Origin of the sequence: Fischerella sp. (assembly GCF_013388695.1) — a bacterium.
Classification (GTDB): Bacteria; Cyanobacteriota; Cyanobacteriia; order Cyanobacteriales; family Nostocaceae; genus PCC9605.
Genome location: NZ_JACAEU010000132.1, coordinates 18,558 through 41,614, shown reverse-complemented (window position 1 = coordinate 41,614; position 23,057 = coordinate 18,558). Strand labels below are relative to the sequence as shown.

17 protein-coding genes are annotated in these 23,057 nt (G+C 43.9%); 9 read left to right on the top strand and 8 right to left on the bottom strand.

The features are described from left to right. The first annotated feature begins 15 nt into the window (after positions 1-15). From HXY43_RS17790 to HXY43_RS17780, 3 genes are all read left to right on the top strand, one after another. On the top strand, positions 16-4,833 hold the full coding sequence (locus tag HXY43_RS17790) for a non-ribosomal peptide synthetase (protein ID WP_290885434.1): 4,818 nt from the start codon (positions 16-18) through the stop codon (positions 4,831-4,833). A 93-nt stretch (positions 4,834-4,926) separates the two neighbouring features. After that, complete coding sequence (locus tag HXY43_RS17785) at positions 4,927-7,155, top strand: FdhF/YdeP family oxidoreductase (protein ID WP_290885439.1); 2,229 nt, start codon at positions 4,927-4,929, stop codon at positions 7,153-7,155. Between the two features lie 198 nt (positions 7,156-7,353). Next, positions 7,354-7,977: a Uma2 family endonuclease gene (locus HXY43_RS17780; protein WP_290885431.1), complete on the top strand. Its 624-nt coding sequence runs from the start codon at positions 7,354-7,356 to the stop codon at positions 7,975-7,977. Between the two features lie 218 nt (positions 7,978-8,195). Here HXY43_RS17780 and HXY43_RS17775 read toward each other — a convergent pair whose 3' ends face one another. From HXY43_RS17775 to pipX, 7 genes are all read right to left on the bottom strand, one after another. Continuing rightward, positions 8,196-8,606, bottom strand: a complete 411-nt coding sequence (locus HXY43_RS17775) for a type II toxin-antitoxin system VapC family toxin (protein ID WP_290885428.1) — start codon at positions 8,604-8,606, stop codon at positions 8,196-8,198. Next, positions 8,603-8,866 carry a hypothetical protein gene (locus HXY43_RS17770; RefSeq protein WP_290885425.1) on the bottom strand — a complete coding sequence of 88 codons (264 nt, stop codon included), beginning with the start codon at positions 8,864-8,866 and terminating at the stop codon, positions 8,603-8,605. Before HXY43_RS17770 ends, HXY43_RS17775 begins: the two co-directional genes overlap by 4 nt. A 378-nt stretch (positions 8,867-9,244) precedes the next feature. Further along, positions 9,245-11,920, bottom strand: a complete 2,676-nt coding sequence (locus tag HXY43_RS17765; RefSeq protein ID WP_290885422.1) for an RNA helicase — start codon at positions 11,918-11,920, stop codon at positions 9,245-9,247. 261 nt (positions 11,921-12,181) lie between these two features. Further along, on the bottom strand, positions 12,182-12,994 hold the full coding sequence (proC, locus tag HXY43_RS17760) for a pyrroline-5-carboxylate reductase (protein WP_026735255.1): 813 nt from the start codon (positions 12,992-12,994) through the stop codon (positions 12,182-12,184). A 134-nt stretch (positions 12,995-13,128) separates the two neighbouring features. After that, a complete protein-coding gene (locus HXY43_RS17755; protein WP_026735254.1) occupies positions 13,129-13,728 on the bottom strand; it encodes a cell division protein SepF in 600 nt (199 codons plus the stop codon). 602 nt (positions 13,729-14,330) lie between these two features. After that, positions 14,331-15,002, bottom strand: coding sequence for a YggS family pyridoxal phosphate-dependent enzyme (locus tag HXY43_RS17750; RefSeq protein WP_026735253.1), 672 nt, complete (start codon positions 15,000-15,002; stop codon positions 14,331-14,333). Further along, positions 14,999-15,277, bottom strand: a complete 279-nt coding sequence (gene pipX / locus HXY43_RS17745; RefSeq protein WP_290885415.1) for a transcriptional coactivator PipX — start codon at positions 15,275-15,277, stop codon at positions 14,999-15,001. The genes HXY43_RS17750 and pipX overlap by 4 nt, the downstream gene beginning before the upstream one ends. Before the next feature lie 28 nt (positions 15,278-15,305). Between pipX and HXY43_RS17740 the strand changes: the two genes are divergently transcribed. Next, positions 15,306-15,428: a hypothetical protein gene (locus HXY43_RS17740; RefSeq protein ID WP_269321073.1), complete on the top strand. Its 123-nt coding sequence runs from the start codon at positions 15,306-15,308 to the stop codon at positions 15,426-15,428. Positions 15,429-16,058: 630 nt separating this feature from the next. Here HXY43_RS17740 and HXY43_RS17735 read toward each other — a convergent pair. Beyond that, positions 16,059-17,597 (bottom strand): anthranilate synthase component I, encoded by a 1,539-nt coding sequence (locus HXY43_RS17735; RefSeq protein ID WP_290885412.1) that lies wholly within the window; start codon positions 17,595-17,597, stop codon positions 16,059-16,061. A gap of 126 nt (positions 17,598-17,723) precedes the next feature. Between HXY43_RS17735 and rfbC the strand changes: the two genes are divergently transcribed. The 5 genes from rfbC (at position 17,724) to HXY43_RS17710 (ending at position 22,832) form a co-directional block, all read left to right on the top strand. Next, the gene (gene rfbC / locus HXY43_RS17730) at positions 17,724-18,269 is read left to right on the top strand and encodes a dTDP-4-dehydrorhamnose 3,5-epimerase (RefSeq protein ID WP_290885409.1); all 546 of its coding nucleotides are present in this window, start codon (positions 17,724-17,726) and stop codon (positions 18,267-18,269) included. 263 nt (positions 18,270-18,532) lie between these two features. Then, positions 18,533-19,417 (top strand): dTDP-4-dehydrorhamnose reductase, encoded by an 885-nt coding sequence (gene rfbD / locus HXY43_RS17725; protein ID WP_290885406.1) that lies wholly within the window; start codon positions 18,533-18,535, stop codon positions 19,415-19,417. Between the two features lie 217 nt (positions 19,418-19,634). Further along, positions 19,635-20,711: a glucose-1-phosphate thymidylyltransferase gene (locus HXY43_RS17720; protein ID WP_290885403.1), complete on the top strand. Its 1,077-nt coding sequence runs from the start codon at positions 19,635-19,637 to the stop codon at positions 20,709-20,711. Continuing rightward, the gene (locus HXY43_RS17715) at positions 20,708-21,544 is read left to right on the top strand and encodes a glycosyltransferase (protein ID WP_290885400.1); all 837 of its coding nucleotides are present in this window, start codon (positions 20,708-20,710) and stop codon (positions 21,542-21,544) included. The genes HXY43_RS17720 and HXY43_RS17715 overlap by 4 nt, the downstream gene beginning before the upstream one ends. 160 nt (positions 21,545-21,704) lie before the next feature. Further along, positions 21,705-22,832, top strand: a complete 1,128-nt coding sequence (locus tag HXY43_RS17710) for a glycosyltransferase family 1 protein (protein WP_290885397.1) — start codon at positions 21,705-21,707, stop codon at positions 22,830-22,832. The last annotated feature ends 225 nt before the right edge of the window (positions 22,833-23,057 follow it).

Sequence of the window (23,057 nt, the reverse complement as noted above, 5' to 3'; positions counted from 1 at the left end):
GCTGAGATTTATATTTTGGATGAAAATTTACAGCCAGTTGCAGATGGTGACTGTGGAGAGTTATACATCGGTGGCGTGGGTCTGGCGCGAGGCTATTTCAACCGTCCGGATTTGACTAAAGAGCGGTTTATCCAGCATCCCTTTGATTCAGATTCTAGTGCACGATTATACAAAACTGGCGACTTGGCACGATACTTGCCAGATGGAAACATCCAGTTTCTTGGCCGCGTTGATGAGCAAGTCAAAATTCGTGGTTTCCGCATAGAGTTAGGAGAAATTGCCGCTGTACTTAATCAACATTCGCTCCTGCAACAAGCGATCGCCATTGTCCGCGAAGACGTTCCTGGAGACAAACGACTTGTAGCATACATCGTGGCGAACTCAGAGCAAATTCCCACTCAAGGCGAATTGCGCCGCTTTTTACAAGAGCAGTTACCCGATTACATGGTGCCTAGTGCCTTTGTATTCATGGATGCCTTGCCATTAAATCCCAATGGTAAAATCGATCATCGTGCTTTACCTGTACCCGATGCTTCGTGTTTTAATCGCTCAACCAGTTTCCTTGCACCCCGCACTCACACCGAGAAAGTCTTAGCTAGCGTCTGGGTTGAAATCTTAGGGGTTGAAGTTGGCATTAACGATAACTTCTTTGAACTAGGTGGAGATTCACTGTTGGCAGCCAAAGTGATTTCTCGGGTGCGTGACATTCTGCAAGTGGACTTGCCTGTGAGTGCTTGCTTTGAGTACCCTACAGTAGCTGATTTGGCAAAGAGCGTTGAAGCCACTTGTCAGAAACAGCAGGGATTACAAGCACTGTCCATACAACCAATTTCACGCAACCAAACCTTGCCTCTCTCTTTTACTGAGGAACTATATTGGTTTCTCACGCAATTGCATCCAGAGGAACCTATCTATAACGAAACCTGCACCATTCGCTTAGGGGGAGGCATTAATTTTGCTGCCTTAGAAAAGAGTCTTACAGAGTTCGTGCGGCGTCACGAAATTTTGCGAACCACCTTTGCAACAGCAGACGGGAAAACCATTCAGGTAATTCATCCTGCTTTTCCTGTCACATTGCCAATAGTGGATCTGCGCCAATTCCCCGATCGGAAACGAGAAGCAGAAGCCCTACGGTTAGCCACAGAATATTTAACGCAACCCTTTGATCTTGCTCAAGGGCCACTTCTGCGCCCGATGTTGATACAGCTGGATGAGGCAGACAACAGGCTATATTTAGCTATACATCATTTGGTGATGGATGGAGTATCAGTGTATAGCATTCTTCTGCCAGAATTGCAAGCACTATACACCGCCTTCGCTAGTAATCAACCTTCACCTCTACCGGAGTTAACGCTCCAGTACGCAGATTTTGCGGCTTGGCAACGGCAATGGCTTCAAGAAGAAATTTTGTTGACTCAGCTAGCCTACTGGCAGCAAAAGCTAGCTAATCTACCCACGTTGCAGTTACCTACTAACCGTCCACAGCTAACAGAGTTAACGTTTCAGGGATCGCAGCAAAGTTTCGCACTGTCCAAGAGCTTAACAGAAAAGCTCAAGATACTAAGTCGTCAAGAGGGAACAACACTCTTCATGACGCTGGCGACGGCGATTAAAACCTTACTTTATCGTTATTCAAACCAAGAAGACATTGCGATCGGCACGGTGACAGCAGGACGGAACCGACCGGAAGTGGAAGGGGTAATGGGAAATTTCCTCAATAATTTAGTTCTGCGTACCGATCTCTCTGGCAATCCCACTTTTCGAGAGCTATTGAAGCGCATACGAGAGGTAACTCTAGAGGCTTATGCTCACCAAGACTTGCCTTTTCAGAAATTAGTAGAAGTACTCCAACCAGAACGTCAATTGGGTCAAAACCCTCTTTTTCAAGTAGCGTTTGTCCTTGAGCCTCCTTTGCCAGAATGTCACGATCTGGGGTGGACAATTAGCCAGATGGATATTCATTCGGGTACAGCCAAGTTCCATTTATGCATTGAAATGGATGAAAGACCCGAAGGTATGATTGGCCGGATAGAATACCGTACCGATCTGTTTGATGCGGATACAATTACCCGCATGATTGGTCATCTCCAGACTTTGCTAGAAGGTATTGTAGCTAATCCCGCACAGCCTATTTCCCAATTGCCTCTACTGACAGCAGCAGAACAACAGCAATTGCTGTTTGAATGGAACAATACTCAAACCGAGTATCCCCAACACAAGTGTATTCATCAGTTATTTGAGGAGCAGGTGGAACGCACCCCTGATGCAGTAGCGGTGGTGTTTGAGGATAAACAACTCACTTACAGGCAACTAAATCAACGAGCGAATCAACTCGCGCACTACTTACGTGGTTTGGGAGTAGGGCCAGAAGTACTGGTGGGTATTTGTGTAGAACGCGACCTAGAAATAATCGTAGGACTACTGGGGATTCTTAAAGCAGGTGGGGCTTATGTACCCGTTGACCCCAATTATCCGATTGAGCGCCTCGCCTCTATGCTGGAGGATGCCGGTGTATCGGTGTTGCTGACTCAAGAAAAATTGCTGTCCAAGTTACCTCAAATCCCCAGGTGCGTATGCATTGATACAGAATGGACTGTAATTTCTGCTGAAAGTGAGGAGAATGTTGTCAGTGGTGTCACCTCTGGTAATTTAGCTTACGTCATTTATACTTCCGGTTCTACAGGTAAGCCGAAGGGAGTTTTGATCGAACATAAGTGTGTTGTAAATCTTTTGGAGGGTCTGCACAAAGCGGTCTATGCCGAATTTCAGGATTCACAACTGCGAGTCAGTTTAAATGGGTCTTTGAGTTTTGATACTTCGGTTAAACAATTTATTCAGTTACTCAAAGGCCATACTCTCTACATAGTGCCGGAAATGGTGCGATTTGATGGGGATGCCTCGTTATCTTACCTGCAAGACCACAAAATCGACGTATTTGACTGCACGCCATCGCAATTGGAACTGTTAATAAGGGCAGGGTTGCTTGGGGGTGATGTACCTAAGTGCGTACTGGTTGGAGGAGAAGCGATCGCCCCTTCTACTTGGCAAACTTTAACCCAAGCTCAAAACATTAATTTTTACAACGTTTACGGCCCAACAGAATGCACTGTCGATGCGACGCTTTGCAAGTTGCAAATGTCTCAAATCAAGCCAATCATCGGTCGCGCGATCGCCAACACCCAAGTGTATATTCTCGACTCTCATTTACAACCTGTGCCAATTGGCGTACCTGGCGAATTGCACATTAGTGGTGTGGGATTAGCACGGGGATACCTTAACAGCCCAGATTTGACAACTGAAAAATTCATCTCCAATCCCTTTAGCCAGCAAGCAGGAGCACGCTTGTACAAAACTGGCGATTTAGTCCGCTACACGAGCGATGGCAACATCGAATACCTCGGTCGCATTGACGACCAAATCAAGATGCGTGGCTTCCGCATTGAGTTGGGAGAGATTGAAGCTACCCTTAATCAAAATCCTGCTGTACAACAGGCACTGGTAACTGTACGCGAAGATGTTCCTGGTGACAAATGCTTGGTTGCCTATGTCGTCCTCAAGCCTCAGCAAAATGCTACAGCGAATCAACTACGGCATTTCCTGCGTGAAAAGCTGCCTAATTACATGATTCCCTCAGCCTTTGTAGTGCTAGAGGCTTTACCTTTAAATCCCAATGGTAAAGTAGATTGTCGAGCCTTACCCGCACCTGAGCGAATCAGACAAGAGGACGCAAAAACCTTTGTTGCCCCCCGAAATCAAATAGAATACCAACTAACCCAGATTTGGGAAGAAGTATTAGGCATTCAAGCCATTGGTATTAAAGATAACTTCTTTGATTTAGGTGGACATTCATTCCTGGCTTTAAACTTATTCGCGAAAATCGAGACGCAATTTGGTAAAAAACTTCCCTTAGCTATCCTGTTTCAATCTGGAACTATTGAGGCTCTTGCTCAAATTATTCACCCAAAAGAGGAATTAGCAACTAGCCAAAGTCAAACTCCAGAAAATTGGTCATCTCTAGTCGCAATTAATCCCAATGGCTCAAAGCCGCCGTTATTCTGTGTTCATGGTCTAGCTGGAGAAGTTCTCTGCTACCGGAATTTGTCATTGCATTTGGGGACGGATCAACCGATATACGGATTGCAACCACAAGGACTTGATGGCAAACGACCCCCCTTAACACGGATTGAAGATATGGCGTCGTACTATATTCAACAAATCCGAACGGTTCAACCTCATGGCCCTTATTTTCTGAGTGGGTACTCCTTTGGCGGGTTAGTCGCCTTCGAGATGGCGCAGCAACTCCACAAGCAAGGTGAGAGGATCGGAATTTTAGTTTTATTTGATTCTTTTCTTCCCAATGTGAAGACGCGCTTACCATTCTTGAAGCGAATTCCGCTGCATTTAAATAATATTCTTCGCGGAGGGTCTGCCTACATTTGGGAAAGAATTCAGCTATGGTATCAGTGGTTAAAGTGTTATATAGAATATGATCTTCTCAAGTTGCATGTGGAAGAAAACCCTCTATCTTCTACACCTGAGCATCTAAAGATTATCGATGCTAACACGCAGGCAAAGAAAGAATATGTTGTCCAAGTCTACCCAGGTCAAATGGTTCTCTTGCTGACTGAGCAAATGAAACGTTACTTTCAACAAACTGTAGGTCTACAATGTGGCCCGGTATATGGCTGGGGTAATTTCGTCACAGGACGACTAGATGTTCTTTCCGTTCCTGGTTTGCATCTAACTTGTCTAGAAGAACCTCATGTACAAGTGCTGGCAGAAAAATTACAGGCTTGTTTAGATCGGGCTTTCGTTGAAACAAGCGGAAGTTAACAACGGCAAAACCCAATACTTAAAGCTAAAGTGTGAAGTATGAAGGGTGAAGATTTACCCTTTTGCCTTCAAACTTTATCTTTTATCCTTCCTATGTTGCGGAAACCGAAAAAGCGTTGGACACCCTCTAACTGGGCAAGTTGGAAGCCTTTTGGTATCGGGGAGCAGTACCCTAACAATTATTGGGAAGTCTTTCGTGCTATTTGGCTGTCGCGCGATCGCCTGCCTTATGCATGGAATATCCTCAACAAGGGAGTTTGTGACGGTTGTGCTTTAGGTACAACCGGGATGAAAGATTGGACTTTAGACGGAATTCATCTATGCAATGTCCGGTTACGGTTGTTGCGGATGAACACCATGCCAGCTTTTGATCCCCAACTGTTAGAAGATGTAGAACAGTTACAAAAGCAAAAAAGTGTGGCATTACGAGAATTGGGACGCCTTCCCTACCCCATGATCCGCCGATGTGGGGAAAAGGGTTTTCGTCGAGTAAGCTGGGATGAAGCTTTAGACGTAATTGCTGCACGCATTCGTGCCACTACACCAGACCGCCTCAGTTTTTACATTACCAGTCGCGGCACTGTCAACGAAACTTACTACGCCACCCAAAAAGCTGTACGGGCAATGGGGACAAATAATATTGATAATGCTGCCCGTATTTGCCATTCTCCCAGTACCGCCGGACTCAAAGCCGCCCTTGGTGTCGGCGCTACTACCTGTTCTTATAAAGACTGGGTGGGTACTGACTTATTAGTCTTCATTGGCTCGAATGTAGCCAATAACCAGCCTGTCACCGTCAAATATCTGCATTACGCCAAAAAAGCTGGGACAAAGATTGTAGTCATTAACACCTATCGCGAACCAGGAATGGAACGCTACTGGGTGCCTTCCATACCTGAAAGCGCCTTGTTTGGTACCAAGTTTGCCGAAGATTTCTTCTTAGTGAACATGGGCGGCGACATAGCATTTTTAAATGGCACAATCAAGCATATGATTGCTAATGATTGGGTAGACCAGTCGTTTAGCGATCGCTACACTACTGGTTTTGCAGAACTAAAAGCCGCACTATCAAATCAATCTTGGGAAGAATTAGAGCAACTTTCTGGCAGCACTCGCGAACAAATGTACACTTTTGCCAAAATGGTTGCAGAAGCCCAAAAAGCCGTGTTTGTCTGGAGTATGGGCATTACCCAGCACGAATGCGGCGAAGATAATGTGAGAGCCATCATCAATTTAGCACTCACCAAAGGTTTTGTTGGTCGCGAAGGATGCGGCTTAATGCCAATTCGCGGACATTCTGGCGTGCAGGGTGGTGCGGAGATGGGTTGTTACGCAACAGTGTTTCCTGGTGGTAAGCCGATCACCCCTGAAAATGCTGCACAGTTAAGCCAGCTTTGGGGGTTTGAAGTACCTGCGAGTAAGGGTTTAATTGCTGCCGAAATGATTGATGCAGCCTACCAAGGACAATTAGATGTGTTGTTCTCCGTTGGGGGCAATTTCTTGGAAGTGCTACCAGAACCCGACTACGTAGAAGATGCTTTAAAGCGCGTTCCTTTGCGGATACACATGGATATTGTGCTTTCCAGTCAGATGTTAGTAGAACCAAGCGATACCGTGGTGCTGTTACCCGCCACAACTCGCTACGAAATACCTGGCGGAGTCACCGAGACTAGCACCGAACGCCGAGTCATTTTTAGCCCAGAAATTCCCGGCCCTAGGGTAGGTGAGGCGCGTCCGGAATGGGAAGTATTCATGGAATTGGCAAGGCGCGTGCGTGTAGAGACGTTGCATGCAACGTCTCTACATTTTGAAAATACATCTATGATGCGACAAGAAATTGCCCGAGTCATTCCGCAGTACGCAGGTATTCAACATTTGCAATCAGCAGGAGATCAATTTCAATATGGCGGTTCTCATCTGTGCTTTGGTTGGAACTTTCCGACAGCAGATGGTAAAGCACACTTTACGGTATTATCTCCACCTCAAAAGGAATTACCAGAAGGCTGCTTTTTAGTAGCAACGCGCCGTGGTAAACAATTCAACAGCATGGTGCAAGAAAGCAAAGATACTATTACTGGCGCAGTACGCGAAGCAGTGTTAATGAATGCCTCGGATGCAGCCAAGCTAGAGTTAAAAGATGGGGATGCAGTAATTCTCAAGAATGAATTGGGACAGTTCAAAGGACGAGTATATATTGCACCCATTCAACCAAGAAATTTACAGGTACACTGGCCTGAGGGGAATGTGTTGCTAGATAAAAGTAAGCGTTCTACAGAAGGTGTACCTGATTACAATGCTGTAGTGCGGTTGGAAAAAATTTGAATAAGTAAATAGACATAATTAAATGTAAGATGAAAGCCTTGTTCGTAGTGAGCGATTTATCGCTCTCTGTAAGAATTTTAAGAGCTAAAGCTCTTACTACAAGCTTTTTGTTTAATTTAGTCTTCCTACGTGATCAAAGCACTCAAGAAAAAGATATTGCGAGAGCAAAAGAATATTGGGAAGACTATAGGAGTAGAGATGACAGGGGATTTATATAGTGACGAGCCGCCGTTGGAAAGTGATTTACATCTACGCCAGATCATTCTGCTATTACAGTGTTTAGAATTGTGGTGGCAAAACCGCAATGACTTTTACGCTGGCGGTAATTTAACGATTTACTACAGTCCACGCCAGCGTAAGTCAGAGGACTTCCGGGGGCCAGATTTTTTTGTCGTGCTGGGAACTGAACGCAAGCCGCGTAAAAGTTGGGTGGTTTGGGAAGAAGAAGGCAAATATCCGAACTTAATTATAGAACTACTATCAAATTCAACAGCAGCGACAGATAAAGGTTTAAAAAAACAGATATATCAAGATATCTTTCGTACACCCGAATACTTTTGGTTTGACCCGAATAATTTAGAATTTGCTGGGTTTATTTTGCTTGGTGGTACTTATCAGCCTATAGAACCCAATCCCCAAGGTTGGTTGTGGAGTCAGCAGCTAAGTTTGTACTTGGGTGTTCATGAAAATAAATTGCGTTATTTTACTGCGGAAGGACAACTAGTTCCTACGCCGGAAGAAGTTGCTGAACGAGAAACACAAAAAGCTGAACGCCTAGCAGCGAAACTGCGAGAATTGGGTATTGATCCAGAGAATTTATGAAACAAAGATAAAATTCATGTAGGGTGCGTTAGACGCACGAGTGTATATGATTTTGACGAAAAACTTTAATGCGTCTAACGCACCGTTCAATTATGGTGCGTTACGGCACAAGCTTCTGAATCATCGCTCAAATCCGATTTTAGCCGTAACACACCCTACTTAACTATGGGGGCTAGGGGGCTAGGCGAGAATGAAATAACCCTAATTTAAGGAGTAATTTAAGGAATTACCTCAAATGCCTTCTTTCCCTGTAAACGATAAATATAAAAATCGCTGTCCAGCGAAAAAATCCGACTGATATTTAATGTCTCGGCAGCAGAGACAAGAGAAGCATCTGCCAAATCCATCGGCACGTCCTGATACTGCTTCATCAGTTCTCGAATTCTTTGCTGCTCATCAATGCCTGATGTATGCAAATAAAGTGCTTTCCGTTCAACAAATTGCCACAGGATATCCTGGGCAAACCAACCTCGTAACTGATGCAAGAAATACATGGCTTCTGTAAAACAGCACCATGTTGTTATCAGGGGATTGGTTATCTTTTGATAGGCTTCGACACAACGATGATGCGCTTCTCCCTGTCCCGCATCAATCAAAGCAATCAACGGTGCAGTATCAGCCAGAATCACGGTCTGCGAATACCCTGCTTGGCAAGCTTAGTGGCGATCGCTTCACCAAAGACAGTTTTCTGGTAGGTCTGAGGAGGTTCAACCTGACTGTTAATAGATCCAATTAGATCTGACAAGGAAGTTGCCAGCGGTTTTTGCTGGTCAACATCTGGCGGCAGCTGTGATGCAATCCAATCAGCAGGTGTCATTCCCTGTGATTGGGCAACAGCTAGCAGGTGACGGTAAACATTCTCTGGCAGGGCAATGAAATGCTCACTCATACGATAAAAGCTTTCTTTGATTCTTCTCTTTTACCATATTTACTCGCTAACCTGAACAGATGAGTTTATTGTTCATACACTCAAGAAGTCGTTTATCTTCCCGTTTGTCTTTTTTTGGCAATAGCCAAGGGAAGAATTAAAAGAAAACAGCCCATTCAAAGGCTTGTTTTCAAAACCTAAAAATCCCCCTTAGTTTCCCATTTCAGGGCATTAAGGGGGATTTTCAAAATCATGAGCGCACAGAGAATAGTCCCTAATTTCACATCTCGCACGCCGATGCAATAACTCGGAGGCTGAGCCTCCAAACCCTCGTTACTAGGTTCAACCTAGTAACGAGAATTCCTGGTAACGAGAATTAAGAGCTTTTGGCTGTCCCAACTACTCGACTACTTCATTTACCGGGAATCTATCAATCAACTGTATGGCACGGTAAGTATTGCGCCGCAAAGATTCTGACAAATACGGTACGTGGGGAATTTGCGATAACAAATCTAAGGTTCGGCGTAAAATCCTTACAACATCACCTTCATCCAAACTGGTGTTATCGCACAGTTCAATCCAATCCATCCCTAGCGCCCATTGTTCCACTAAGGAAATTAACTCAAATTCCAACCAGATAGGTAAAGCCACATTATATCGACGTTGCAGCTGGAACATCTTGCGGCGAATTCCGCGTAGTTTTGCTAAAGCTTCTGCAACTTCGTTGCTGACATCAAAGCGTACTTTGCTGTCTGGACGCGGAGTTTCTGTGACTAAAGCCGCAGCCGCAGCTGCTAAATGGTGTGGATCGAGGTTGTCAAGTTCTCCACTGGCAAGCACTAAACCCAGCCATAATTCATTTTCACCTCGAATTGCTGCCGCTATTTGTCCTAATTGGGTAGGGACTAAATTATCTAAACATTCAAAGTACTGCAAAATTTCAATTAGGTTAAGAAACTCTTCCCAATGTCGCTGGGATTGTTGCTCTATCTGTGCTTGTAACTCTTGAATTTCTGCTTCTAATTCAAAGGCCCGTACCTTGCCTTTAAAAATACTACCGACATTGCCGGCTTTACGTAGGGGGTGAGCCTCAAATTCCTCTTGCAAAGCAGCAACGTGCCGGAGTTGTTCTGCTACCTCTGGTGCTATATGCAGAGAATCATCTGGTTCGGGTATTTGTGAGGCGATCGCGAAATTTTCCTCGTTACCAGGATATGACTGTCCTGGCTTCAATGGCATTTCTGCTGGTGGTAGCAACTCAGGAGGCACATCAATTCGCGGTAATTCTGCATACAAATTTACTACATCTGCCGTTGTGGCCACATACCAACGGTTATCTTTCCCCAAACATACTAAGTAGGGGTTCTGCCCGGAAACTTGAGCTTTTCCTACTAACACCGCAGTGATCGGCGACGATACTGTAATATTTTTGCCCTTCAAGCTTAGTAATGTTCCCGACACGGCAAAGTTTAACATCATTGCTAATTCTTCTTGCCGGGCTTCTAATGCTTGCTCTTGCAGCGTCTTTAACAGTTTTTGTTCTACTTTCAGGCGTTGTCGCAATTTTTCATAGCTAGCAAGTTCGCTTTCCTCCACAGCAGCAATTTGCGTCTGAATTTGGGCTAGTTCTGCTTGTAGTTCAGCAATATGCTGCTGTCTTGGCCGTAAGTGCAAATTCGCCAAATACTGCCCAAAGCTACGTTCTACTAATTCTCTAGCTTCTTCTAAGGTGTGAATCTGCAACAAGTTTAACACCATGCCATAACTAGGCGTAAAATGGCTGACCAAGGGGTCTGGTTTTTTGATTGCCAAAGCTGCTGCATGTTCTGCTCCCTCAAAAGGAGTTTGCAGTGTCACCACATGACCCACTTCATCCATACCACGACGACCAGCCCTACCCGCCATTTGTAGGAACTCAGAAGCTGTCAACATGCGGTGTCCGGTGTCGGTGCGCTTGGAAATACTGGAAATGACTGTTGTCCGAGCAGGCATATTAATTCCTGCTGCCAGTGTCTCAGTTGCGAATACTACCTTAATCAGCCCCTGCTGAAATAGTTCTTCTACCAAAACTTTCCAAGCGGGCAAAATCCCCGCATGGTGTGCGGCTATACCTCGGTACAGAGGGGCAATATGTCCAGAACGCCCTGCTTCTGGGTTGCGGGTTAAAAATTCGTCAATTTGCAGCCGTAATTGCTGTGCCTCTTGCTCATTGACTAGCCACAGATCGCCCACTTCTGCCACAGCTTTATCGCATCCCCGACGGCTAAAAATAAAGTAAATCGCCGGTAGCATGTCCCGTTGTTGGAGATGGCTGAGGATAAAATTTATGCTAGGGGCTTCTGGTTTGCGATTGCCCTTGCCTTTTTCATACTCTTTCCTTCTCCCCTTTTTGAGTAGGCGGGGATTGATTTGAGTATTGTCCTCATTCAATAGCGGAAATACTCCCTTGATATTGCCAAAATGGAATTCCAAGGGAACAGGGCGAAAATCTGAATAAATCAAGTCTGTAGGGCCGTGAACTTGATTTAGCCAATCTGTGAGTTGTTCGCTGTTAGCAACTGTGGCCGACAATGCTACTAGTTGAACTTCACGGGGACAATAAATAATTGATTCTTCCCAAACAGTCCCCCGTTGGCGATCGTTCATGTAGTGGCACTCATCTAGCACCACTGCCTCCACATCTGTTAAGGAGATACCGACCTGCCCAATGGGTGTGCCGTAAAGCATGTTCCGGAAAATTTCTGTAGTCATCACTACAATCGGCGCATCCCGGTTGATGCTGGCATCTCCAGTTAACAATCCAACGAAATCAAAACCAAATTGTTCGCGAAAGTCGCGTAGCTTTTGATTGGAAAGTGCTTTTAGAGGGGTAGTATAAAACACTCGCTTTCCTCGCGCCAAAGCACGATAGATGGCATATTCCCCCACTAACGTTTTGCCCGAACCCGTGGGCGCACACACAACGACAGACCTTCCAGCATTTAGAGAAGCGATCGCATCTAGCTGGAATTTATCCAGTTCAAAAGGAAATATAGAACTGGGATCAACTTCTGGAGACAGGGCAGAATAATTCACTCAATCACAATTGCAACCAGACTGTTTACTATATTATTTCAATCTCTCATGGCGATTCATCCAGAATCACCTCAACAAATCAAACCTTCATAGGTAGTAGCTAAATTATAAATTGTACCATTACTTAGGAAATAGTTGGTGGTTGGTGGTTGGTTGTTGGTGGTTAGTGGTTGTAGAGACGTGCCATGGCACGTCTGTACATTGGTTAGTGGTTATTCCCCCACTCTCCCCATCACCCCATCTCCCCATCTCCCACTCCCCTCACTTCCCCAATTCCTGGGAGCGAATCGTAGCTGCTTTGACTGCCTCAATTAAAGCTGAGCGAAATGCTGAGCGTTCTAATTGGGCAATGCCAGCAATTGTTGTCCCGCCAGGACTGGTAACGCGGTCTTTGAGTTCTGCTGGGTGGATTTTGGTGTCGTGCAATAACTGCGCTGTTCCCAAGACGGTTTGTAAAGCTAGTCGATAAGCGATCGCTCTGGATAAACCTGCGGCAACTCCGCCATCAGCAAGTGCTTCTACCATTAACGCTACGTAAGCAGGGCCACTACCCGATAGTCCAGTGACTGCATCCATCAGCGATTCGGGAACTTCTACTACTTCCCCTACCGCAGAAAACAGCTGCCGTGCTATTTCCAGATGATTGGCATGGGTATAAGCGCCAGGGGTGATGGCGGTGATGCCTGCACCTACTGTTGCGGGTGTATTGGGCATGGCGCGAATGACTGGCAATTGGGGAAAAGCTGCTTCGAGATGAGTTAGAGGTACACCTGCCAACACAGAAACTACTAGCGGCGAATATCCTTTATCGATGACATCTGCTAACTCTTGGGCGATCGCACTGAATACCTGAGGTTTAACCGCCAAACACACCACTTCTGTTGCTTGTTTGAAAACCAGGCAGTTATCAGCTGTCACAGCCACATTGTACTGATGCGCTAGAAAATCCTGACGTGCAGACTGCGGTTCACTAACCATCACTTCTGATGGTTGATAAATTGAACGAGCAATAAGGCGGGATAATAAAGCTTCTCCCATTACCCCGCCACCAATTAAACTAAATTTGATTGTCATTGGTCAATGGTCATTGGTCATTGGTGAGCCAGCGCGGTCTTGGGGGTCTCCCCCATGAGCGACTGGTGAACCCGTAAGGATCATTGGTCATTAGATTTTGAACTAATGACTCATGACTCATGACTAATTCTAGTTCATTGCACCATGCGATTAGGTTCATTTCCCCAAGTCGGATTTGGAGTTGTTGCAGGGCGTGGGGTACGCACTGGTGGTTGAGGTACTTCGTGAAGAACTCCGCCTTGAGTGCTAACTTGCACACAGCTGGGTGTAAACAAAAAGATGCTTTCGCCAATGCGCTCTTGATGTCCATCAAGAGCATAAGTGCCACCCGCAACAAAATCAACCGCTCGCTGCGCTTGATCTGGGTCCATAATCGTCAAATTTAATACAATTGATTTCCGCTCTCGCAATGCTTGAATAGCTTGCGGCATTTCTTCAAATGTACGCGGTTCTAGGACTAAAACTTCTGAAATACCATTAATTGCACCTGGCATACCAATCACATTGCTCATCGTCTTTGAAGAAGCTGTTGCTACATCTGGATTCATTGTAGGCACTGGTTCGCGCCAACGTCGATTTGCAGAGGTAGGTTCTTGTGGGGGTATTGGTTGCTGATTTTGTTCCTGATAAAGATTCTGGTAGCTTTCTGTATCAGGTTCTTCTTCATAGTACTCGTATTCTACTTGCTCATTTAAACCAACAAAATCTCTCAGTTTAGAGAAAATATTGTTCATAGTGTACGCTCCTGGTGCAAATCACCCTTATTGATATGGCAACAATTGATGCAGCCGAGTTACGCCGCTACAGAGGGCGGACAGTTTAGCAATTCTATAGTTGTTTGTAGCATATACTACGGCTTTTGCTGATGAACGGACGCCCCCCAGAACGTCTATGCATAGCTTGCACGCAATAATGAGTCCAGATTATAGCCTAACTATTTTTGTATGCAAAGTTGCCTACACATTATATTTTCTGTGTGTTTGCCTTTGTCAATCCTCAATCCTTTGTACGCTCGCCAACCAGCGTTTTCTAATTTTTTTTACATGCAGGAAAAAAGTAATTTCGTTTGCATACTTTTCTTAACCAAAGTTTATTGGGGATTGGGAATCGGGCCGAAGTGAATTGGGATTTAACGTTATCTTTGCCCTATGCCCCATGCCCCTTGCCACTTGCCCCTTGCCCATCACCTCATGTCCTCCTTTCCTTGTCACTTACTAACCAAGTTTAAATACTCAAAAAAATGTAGAGATGCTTCAAATAGAGCATCTCTACAACGGTCAACAATTATTCTCTGCGATACTGTGCGTTTGTGCGAGGATCTCAAATGTGCGATCGCTTACGGGGTACGCTCTCCAAACAAAATAGTTCCCAAGCGCACCATCGTTGCACCTGCTTGTACTGCCAGTTGGTAATCACTAGACATTCCCATTGACAAATGCCGCACTTGAATGTGAGGCCAGTTTTGTTCGCGGATTTCTTGTGCTAGTTCGTGCGTACGATTAAATACATCAAGGATTTCCGCATCATTCAACCCTAAGGGCGGAATTGTCATCAAACCTTGAATTTGTAAATTTTTGCATTGATTAAGTGTTGGTAGGTCAGCTAAAAGTTGAGGTACACTCCAGCCCGATTTACTGGGATCGGGGAGAATTTTTACTTGCAAGCACACATAAGGACTTACTCCTAATTGTTGTGCCAATTGGTCTAAGCGCTGTGCAAGCTTCAAATTATCTATTGAGTGAATCCACTGAAAGTTTTCTAAGGCCTTTTTGGCTTTATTGCTTTGCAAATGTCCAATAAAGTGCCAAGTAATATCTGATAAGTCTTGTAACTCTGCTTGCTTGCCAATCGCTTCTTGAATGCGATTTTCACCAAAATCCCGAATTCCTGCTGCATAGGCAGCGCGAATCACATCAGTTGGTACTTGCTTAGTGACAGCTATTAACCGAACCGAAGCTGGTAGGTGTGCGCGCACGGTGGCAATACGTTCGCTAATCGAACTGCTCATTGGAATGTGCGTTGGAAAATACTCTGCAATTGATCGTAATCTTGAGCTTGTCCACTGCGACGCAGATTACGCAAGCGATTTTCTAGTAACATTCTCGCCTCAGTACGTCCTATCGGCTGAAACTTGAGACCTTTAGCATCAGTTGTTACCAAAAAAAATAGACGTTGAGCATACAGTGTAGTGAATAATTCTTGGTTTTCATCCACCATACAGATCCTATAAAGCAAACCCCAAGTTGGATGATTTATGTAAGTTTCTGAGCTTTCTGGATTCATTTAATACTTGAAGGTAAGAATAGATAGTATGTTTTCGCAGTTGAATGCCAACATTGGTGAGGGTGATACTTCCATTGAACTGGAATATTTACTCCAAATGCGAAATCAGCCAACTTTTGGCACAATAGCGTTGGTAAAGATGTCGATGTAATTGGCAACAGACAGCGAAAATGGCAGCAGCTAAGGCATATTGCCGTCCTAACTAAATTACAACTGCCATTTGGGGCAACAACAGGGGACATTAAGAGTTAGAGACACAGAAATAGAGTTTCCCCATTCTCCCCTCTTGTTGATTTTATTCTCTCCTTGTTTCCCCTCTACCCATGCTGCCATAATTGCCGCCGTTTGTTGTACAAATTCACAAACAGCTTACCAATAGACTTAGGGCAAGGGTCAAGGGGAAAAAGTACGGGAAAAAATAAAAGAGATAGTAGACTTCTTGCGTAAGAACATCCCTCTTTGCCTATTCCCCATTACCCGTTATCCTTCGGAGGAAACGCCGAGTTCCCCATTCTCAAGATAGATCCTATTTCAGTTCCCAGTTGCATCATTAGATTTCGCTATTACGTCATAAGTCCATAGTTAATACTTAATACTTAATAATCAAGAGCCAACAGTCAAGGTTTGCTGAGTTGGAATAATTTGGTGGGTATTGGTGATTGGGGATTGGGGATTGATGATTGGGGATTGGTGATTGGGGATTGGTGATTGGTGATTGGGGATTGGGAGAAGATTCTTCTTATTTCCTAATACCTAGTCCCCAGTCCCTAGTCCCTAGTCCCTAATCCCCAGTCCCCAGTAGTGCTTTTAGTTGTGCCTGAGCTTTGTGCAGAGATTCATGCCATTCTCGCTCGGGATCGCTGTCTGCCACAATTCCTGCTCCAACTTGTCCCCAGACGGTGTTGAGTGAGGGAGTGGGGGAGTGCAGGAGTGCAGGAGTGCAGGAGTGGGGGAGTTGTTTTAACACTTCCCCCCCTTTCCCTCTCGCTCCTAATCCCCACTCCCTCTCCTTCGGTAGAGAGGGAGCTAATAGCAGGGTGCGAATTAAGATATTTAAGTCTAAGTTACCCCGCCAATCTAAATAGCCGCAGGAACCATAGAACAGGCTACGCCGTACAGGTTCTAGTTCCTCAATGATTTCCATACAACGGACTTTTGGGCAACCTGTGATTGTGCCACCGGGGAACATGGCGCGAATTAAATCAATGGTACTAAGATCGCTTCTTAAGATACCTTTGATATTGCTGACAAGATGCATGACGTGACTATATCGCTCAATCGTCAGCAATTCATCAACTTCCACACTTCCCCATTCACATACACGCCCTAGATCGTTGCGCTCTAAGTCCACGAGCATGATGTGTTCAGCACGTTCTTTGGTGTTGCTAAGTAAATCTGCTGCGAGTTGTTGGTCTTTTTCTGGCGCGATCGCACGCGATCGCGTCCCAGCGATCGGTCTAGTAGAGACGCGAAATTTCGCGTCTCTACATCTTTGTGACTGTACCAATCTTTCTGGCGAACAGCTAATAACTTCTCCCCAAGGTGTTCGGAAATAGCAAGCAAAAGGAGAAGGATTGATCTGCTGCAAAACACGGTAAATTTCCCAACCAGAAGCGGTTGTTTGTGCTTCAAACCGCAGCGAGAGATTGGCCTGAAAAATGTCTCCAGCCTGAATGTATTTTTTTGCAAGGTTGACTGTTGCTTCGTATTCTTCTTGAGAAGTTTGGAAATGGGGAGTAACTGTGATGGGGTGATGGGGTGGTGGGGTGGTGGGGTGGATTTTCTTCATCTCCCCATCTCCCTGTTCGAGTTTCCTCTCTAACTCATCCAACCCACTTGTACTACTGGCAGCTAACCACAAAACTTGTTCCCAGCGATCCAAAACCGCAAAACACTCTGGTTCGTACCAAAAAGCTACTGGAAATGGCAAGGAATCAGATTTTGTGTAAGGTAGCTGTTCAATTTCCCAGGCAATGTCGTAGCCCAACCAACCCAGCCAACCGCCTGTGAAAGGGAGAGAGGAGGAGGGGGTGAGAGGGAGAGGGAGAGTGTTTTCTTTTCTTGCCAGTAACTGTTCAAGAAAGGGAAGAACTTTTCCTAGTGGTGGAGTCCATATTTGGGGGTGTCCATCCACATACCGAGGAGCGCCTGCACAGATAGAATAACGAGCGAGTTGAGAATTATTTGTTGATGCTAGATAGGGGCTTTCTAGTAGAGTAGCAATTGTAGATGTGTGGTTGTAACCAAATAATGCGGCGAAAATATCAGAACCAGTACGCTTTTCTAAAGGGAGCGATCGCCAATACCAACATTGCGTCATATTCTTGCAATTTAAATTAAAAATAACATAGAAAATAATTTATGATTAATATTGCTTTCATTGTTTAGTTTTTGCTAGCAAATTAGTCATTTTAGAAACTAACAAAGTAGTAAATCCCCAAGCAGCATGAAGATTATTTCTACTGAAATTCCTGAGGTTCTCATCATTGAACCTCAAGTCTTCCAAGATGATCGCGGGTTTTTCTTTGAAAGCTACAATTATCAAAAGTTTACTGATATAACTGGTAATTTAATTAACTTTGTTCAAGACAACCATTCTTGCTCCAAACAAAACGTCTTGCGTGGTTTACACTACCAAATTCAACAACCACAAGGCAAGCTAGTCCGAGTCGTGATTGGTAGTATATTTGATGTTGCCGTAGATATTAGAAAAAGTTCCTTAACTTTTGGTAAGTGGATGGGTTGTGAACTCAGCGCCGAAAACAAACGCCAAATTTGGATACCGCCAGGCTTTGCTCATGGCTTTGTTGTCCTTTCAGAATTTGCTGAAGTCCTCTATAAGACTACAGACTATTATGCTCCTCAATATGAACGGTGCATCCTCTGGAATGACCCCAATTTATCGATAGATTGGCATTTGTCTGGACAACCAATCTTATCTGCCAAAGACCAAGCAGGTAAATTTTTTAATGAAGCAGAGCTTTATACTTAACCGTAAAAATAGTCATTCTTTTAGCTTGAGCTTAAAGAGATATAAAATGGGAACACACATGGCATATTGTATCAGAAAAATACAAAATTTTTTCTAAGAAACGTCTTAAAAATCTGAAGAAAAAAGCGCCTTTGTTGTAACAAAGGCGATCGCTAAACGCTGATGCCCAGAAGGTAAATTAAATACCAAAAAACGCCAAACTAATGATATGGTTTTCATAAAGCCTCTTGGAGGTGCAAAAATCCACAAGCACAAGTAGGCTAATGAGTAAATCAATTCTGCTAATCGGCAGTAACGGTCAAGTAGGCAAAGAATTACAACAAAACCTCATCACCTATGGAAAAGTCATCACTCTTGCACGCCCCACCATAGATCTTGCCCAACCCGATACTCTCCGCAGCGCGATTAGAGAAAACAAACCCCAAGTCATCATCAACGCCGCTGCTTATACCGCTGTTGACAAAGCTGAAAGTGAACCGGAATTGGCAAAAGCCATTAACGCGACAGCACCTGAAATCCTCGCTGAAGAAGCTAAAAAACAGCAAGCTTTCCTAATTCACATATCTACTGATTACGTTTTTGATGGCAATAGCTGTCATCCCTATCAGGAAACCGACGCGACTAATCCCTTAAGTGTTTACGGTCAAACTAAACTGGCAGGAGAAGAGGCTATTCGCCAGACATACGCTCATCACCTTATTCTTCGCACAGCTTGGGTATATGGGACTTTTGGCAAAAGTAACTTTGTCAAAACTATGCTGCGGCTAGGAGGAGAAAGAGAAGAAATTCGTGTAGTCACCGATCAAATTGGTAGTCCAACTTGGGCAAGAGACATAGCAGCAACCATCGCCCAATTAATACCCCTATTGAGTTCAGAAATTGCTGGAACCTATCACTACACTAATAGCGGTGTAGCTAGCTGGTACGACTTTGCCATTGCCATTTTTGAAGAAGCCCAACAGCTAGGCTACCCTGTGAAAGTGGAACGAATTATTCCTATCACTACCTCTGAATATCCTACACCCGCTCGCCGCCCTAGTTACTCTGTTCTTGTTTGTGCCAAAATAGCGGCGGTTCTGGGAAATCATGCGCCCCATTGGCGAGAAAGACTCAGAAGAATGTTGAGAGAGTTAGTAGTTAGTGGTTAGTAGTTAGTAGTTAGTAGTTAGTTGGTTATTGACCACTATCTACTAAGCTGATGTGCATTTAAGTTGCATAATCAGGGCGGGCGAGACGCCCACCCCACAAGAGTTTGATTTTTTTGAGAATGCAAATTAAATGCCTTTTAGCTTATCTACTATCCACCACCCACTATCCACTAACCACTATCCACTAACCACTATCCACTAACCACCAACCAAGTTTATGAAAGCACTGATCCTTTCTGGCGGTAAAGGCACTCGTCTGCGCCCTCTCACCTACACGGGGGCAAAACAACTTGTACCTGTTGCCAATAAACCTATTTTGTGGTATGGCATTGAAGAGATGGTTGCCGCTGGGATTACTGATATTGGTATTATTATTAGTCCGGAAACAGGGTCAGAAGTAAAAGCTAAAACAGGAAATGGCGATCGCTTTGGGGCAAAAATTACATATATATTGCAAGATCAACCAGCAGGACTTGCCCACGCCGTGAAAGTTGCCCTTCCCTTCCTTGGCGATTCGCCTTTTGTAATGTACTTGGGCGATAACCTCATTCAACAAGGTGACTTAAGTTATTTTCTCAAAAAATTTACTGCTCAACAGCAAGATGCCCTGATTCTTTTGCGTCAAGTTAGCAATCCTAGTGCTTTTGGTGTGGCTAAGGTAGATGAGACAGGGCGAGTATTGCAGTTAATCGAAAAACCCAAACAACCGCCTTCTAATTTGGCATTGGTAGGAGTTTATTTCTTTTCTCATATTATTCATGATGCGATCGCCTGTATCCAACCTTCTCTTCGGGGTGAGTTGGAAATCACCGATGCTATTCAATGCCTTATAGATCAACAAAAGCAAGTTTTAGCCTGCCAACTAGAAGGGTGGTGGCTAGATACTGGTAAAAAAGATGACTTATTAGAAGCGAACCGTCTCATTCTTGATACTTACTTAAACACAGAAATTTTAGGAGAAATTGATGCTCAAAGTCAGGTAATTGGGCGAGTCCAGATTGGGGCTGGATCTAAAGTAGTTAACTGTACTGTTCGCGGGCCAATTGTAATTGGTAGCAATTGTTATTTAGAAAACTGCTTCATCGGCCCTTACACTAGCATTGCCAATAATACCAGGCTCATCGACACTGATATAGAACATAGTGTGGTTTTAGAAGGTGCTAGAATAGCTGGAATTCATCAACGTATTATTGATAGCGTGATTGGACAAAGAGCGCAATTGACAGTTGCCCCCCGCCGTCCTAAAGCTTTGCGATTTATGATTGGTGATGACTGTCAAATTGAACTGACGTGATTTACTTTTTAACAGTTAACTATTATTCAACTAATCTTGTTGCTAAATTAATTTCTTCTCTACCAAATAGCAAAAATCCAGATTACAAAATAGTTATCATCAATAACTCTCCTGATGATGATTCTATTTATCAACTCAAAAATGAATCTGTACTTATTCTTAACGCTACTAGTAATTTAGGTTTTGGTAGCGCCTGCAATTTAGGACTAAAATTTATTTATGCAGAAGATCCACAAGCAATTGTCTGGATAATTAATCCAGATGCTTATTTATTAGAAAATACATTAGATAAAGTTCAACCATTTTTTGATTCGCATCCTGAAATTTCGATTCTCGGTACAATTGTTCATACTCCTGTGGGTGAAGTTTGGTTTGCAGGTGGTCGCTTTATTGACAATACAGGGGCGATTTTGACTCAAGATTTGTTAACAAATACAAATACAGATTATGTTTTATGTGATTGGATTACAGGCTGTAGTCTGATAATTAATCTCAGCAATTTTCATGAATGTCCTTTGTTCGATTCTGCTTATTTTCTTTACTATGAAGATTTTGATTTTTGTCAAAGATATGCTCAGCAAGGACATTTAATAGCTGTTACCAAGCAGTTTGGTGTTTTACATCAGCCTTCTTCAATTACTAATAAGTATGTTTTCATAAAAATTAAACACAGTACCTATAGTTATTTATTAACTTTAGAGAGGTACACAAGTAAATTGGTTTTTAGCTTGAGATTAACTCGGCTGATTTGCCACGCCTTTGTCTTGATGTTTATTAAACCTCAGTTTGGATTGGGAAAATTTTACGGCGTGTTTATGTATTGGCGAAGATAAGCTAATGACACTTTTTTAAAGTATATTGCTCCCGCAAAAGTTGGTATTTTATGTATGTACAACCACAGACGCACAATCAATAAAAGTTTTTCCTCTACCTTCCCCCCTCTTGTAGGGGGGAATGAGGGGGGTGTACACAAATAAATTCCAGAGTATGTAAATGAGCAAATTATTAATTAACTTATCGGTTATATTTTCGCAACCTACGGGTATAAGTAACTATGCTAAGAATCTTTTCCCTTATTTAAAATCTTTTAACCCTACTCTCTTAACTGCCGTAAATTACCCAGAATTTCACTGTTATTCAATTCCAGATCATCTTACTCCCGCTCATGGTACAAAAGGCCATTTTGACCGCTTAGTGTGGACGCAGTTTCAATTGCCACAAATCTATCAAAAGCTAAAATCTCACCTCATTTTTTCTCCACTCCCGGAAGCACCTTTATATTCTAATTGCTGTTTTATCGTGATGGTTCACGATGTCATTCCGTTACGGTTTCCTAAGCGCTTTTCACCCCTTACACCCTACTTTCGCCACTATATTCCCCAAGTTCTCCGGCAAGCGCAACACATTATCTGTAACTCCCAGGCTACGGCGAGAGACATCGTTGACTTTTATGGCATTCGTGCTAACAAAATAACGCCAATACCCTTGGCGCATGATGCGAATCATTTTAGACCTGTTCAGATCCCCACAACCCCCCTTGAAAAGGGGGACTATATTCCCGCCTTTTTACAAGCAGATGAAAATTATTGTCCCTATTTTCTCTATATTGGCAGACACGATCCCTATAAGAATTTACACAGACTCCTTGCTGCTTTTGCAGGGCTACCGAATTATCGCGATTACGAACTGTGGTTAACGGGATCGCCAGACAAACGCTACACTCCTCTTTTACAAGCGCAAGCAGAGGAACTGGGTATAGCAAAGCAGATAAGATTCCTAAACTACGTTCCCGATCGCGAATTGCCAACGATTATAAATGGTGCGATCGCTCTCGTTTTCCCCAGTCTTTGGGAAGGTTTTGGTTTCCCTGTTCTAGAAGCAATGGCTTGCGGTACTCCCGTCATCACTTCCAACCTCTCCTCTTTACCAGAGGTTGCTGGCGATGCTGCTATTCTCATCAATCCCTATGACTATAGAGAAATTACAGAGGCGATGTCTAAAATTGCTACTGATAATCAACTACGCGATCGCCTTTCCGCCGCAGGGATCAGCAGGGCAAACCAATTTAGTTGGCAAAAAACAGGACTAGCAACGGCGGAAGTATTAAAGCAATTTCTTTGAACACAAGAGATCGGTTAGTAGTTGGTAGTTAGTAGTTGGTAGTTAGTAGTTGGTAGTTAGTAGTTGGTAGTTAGTAGTAGCCCTTTGGTGGTGCAATCCTAAACAATAAATTTTCTTCGTGTCTTGGTGTCTTGGTGGTGAAAAATAAATTTTATTTAACCACCAAGACACTAAGACACCAAGTCGAATCAGGAAAAACAGGCAATGAAAGCAGATTTTTCACCC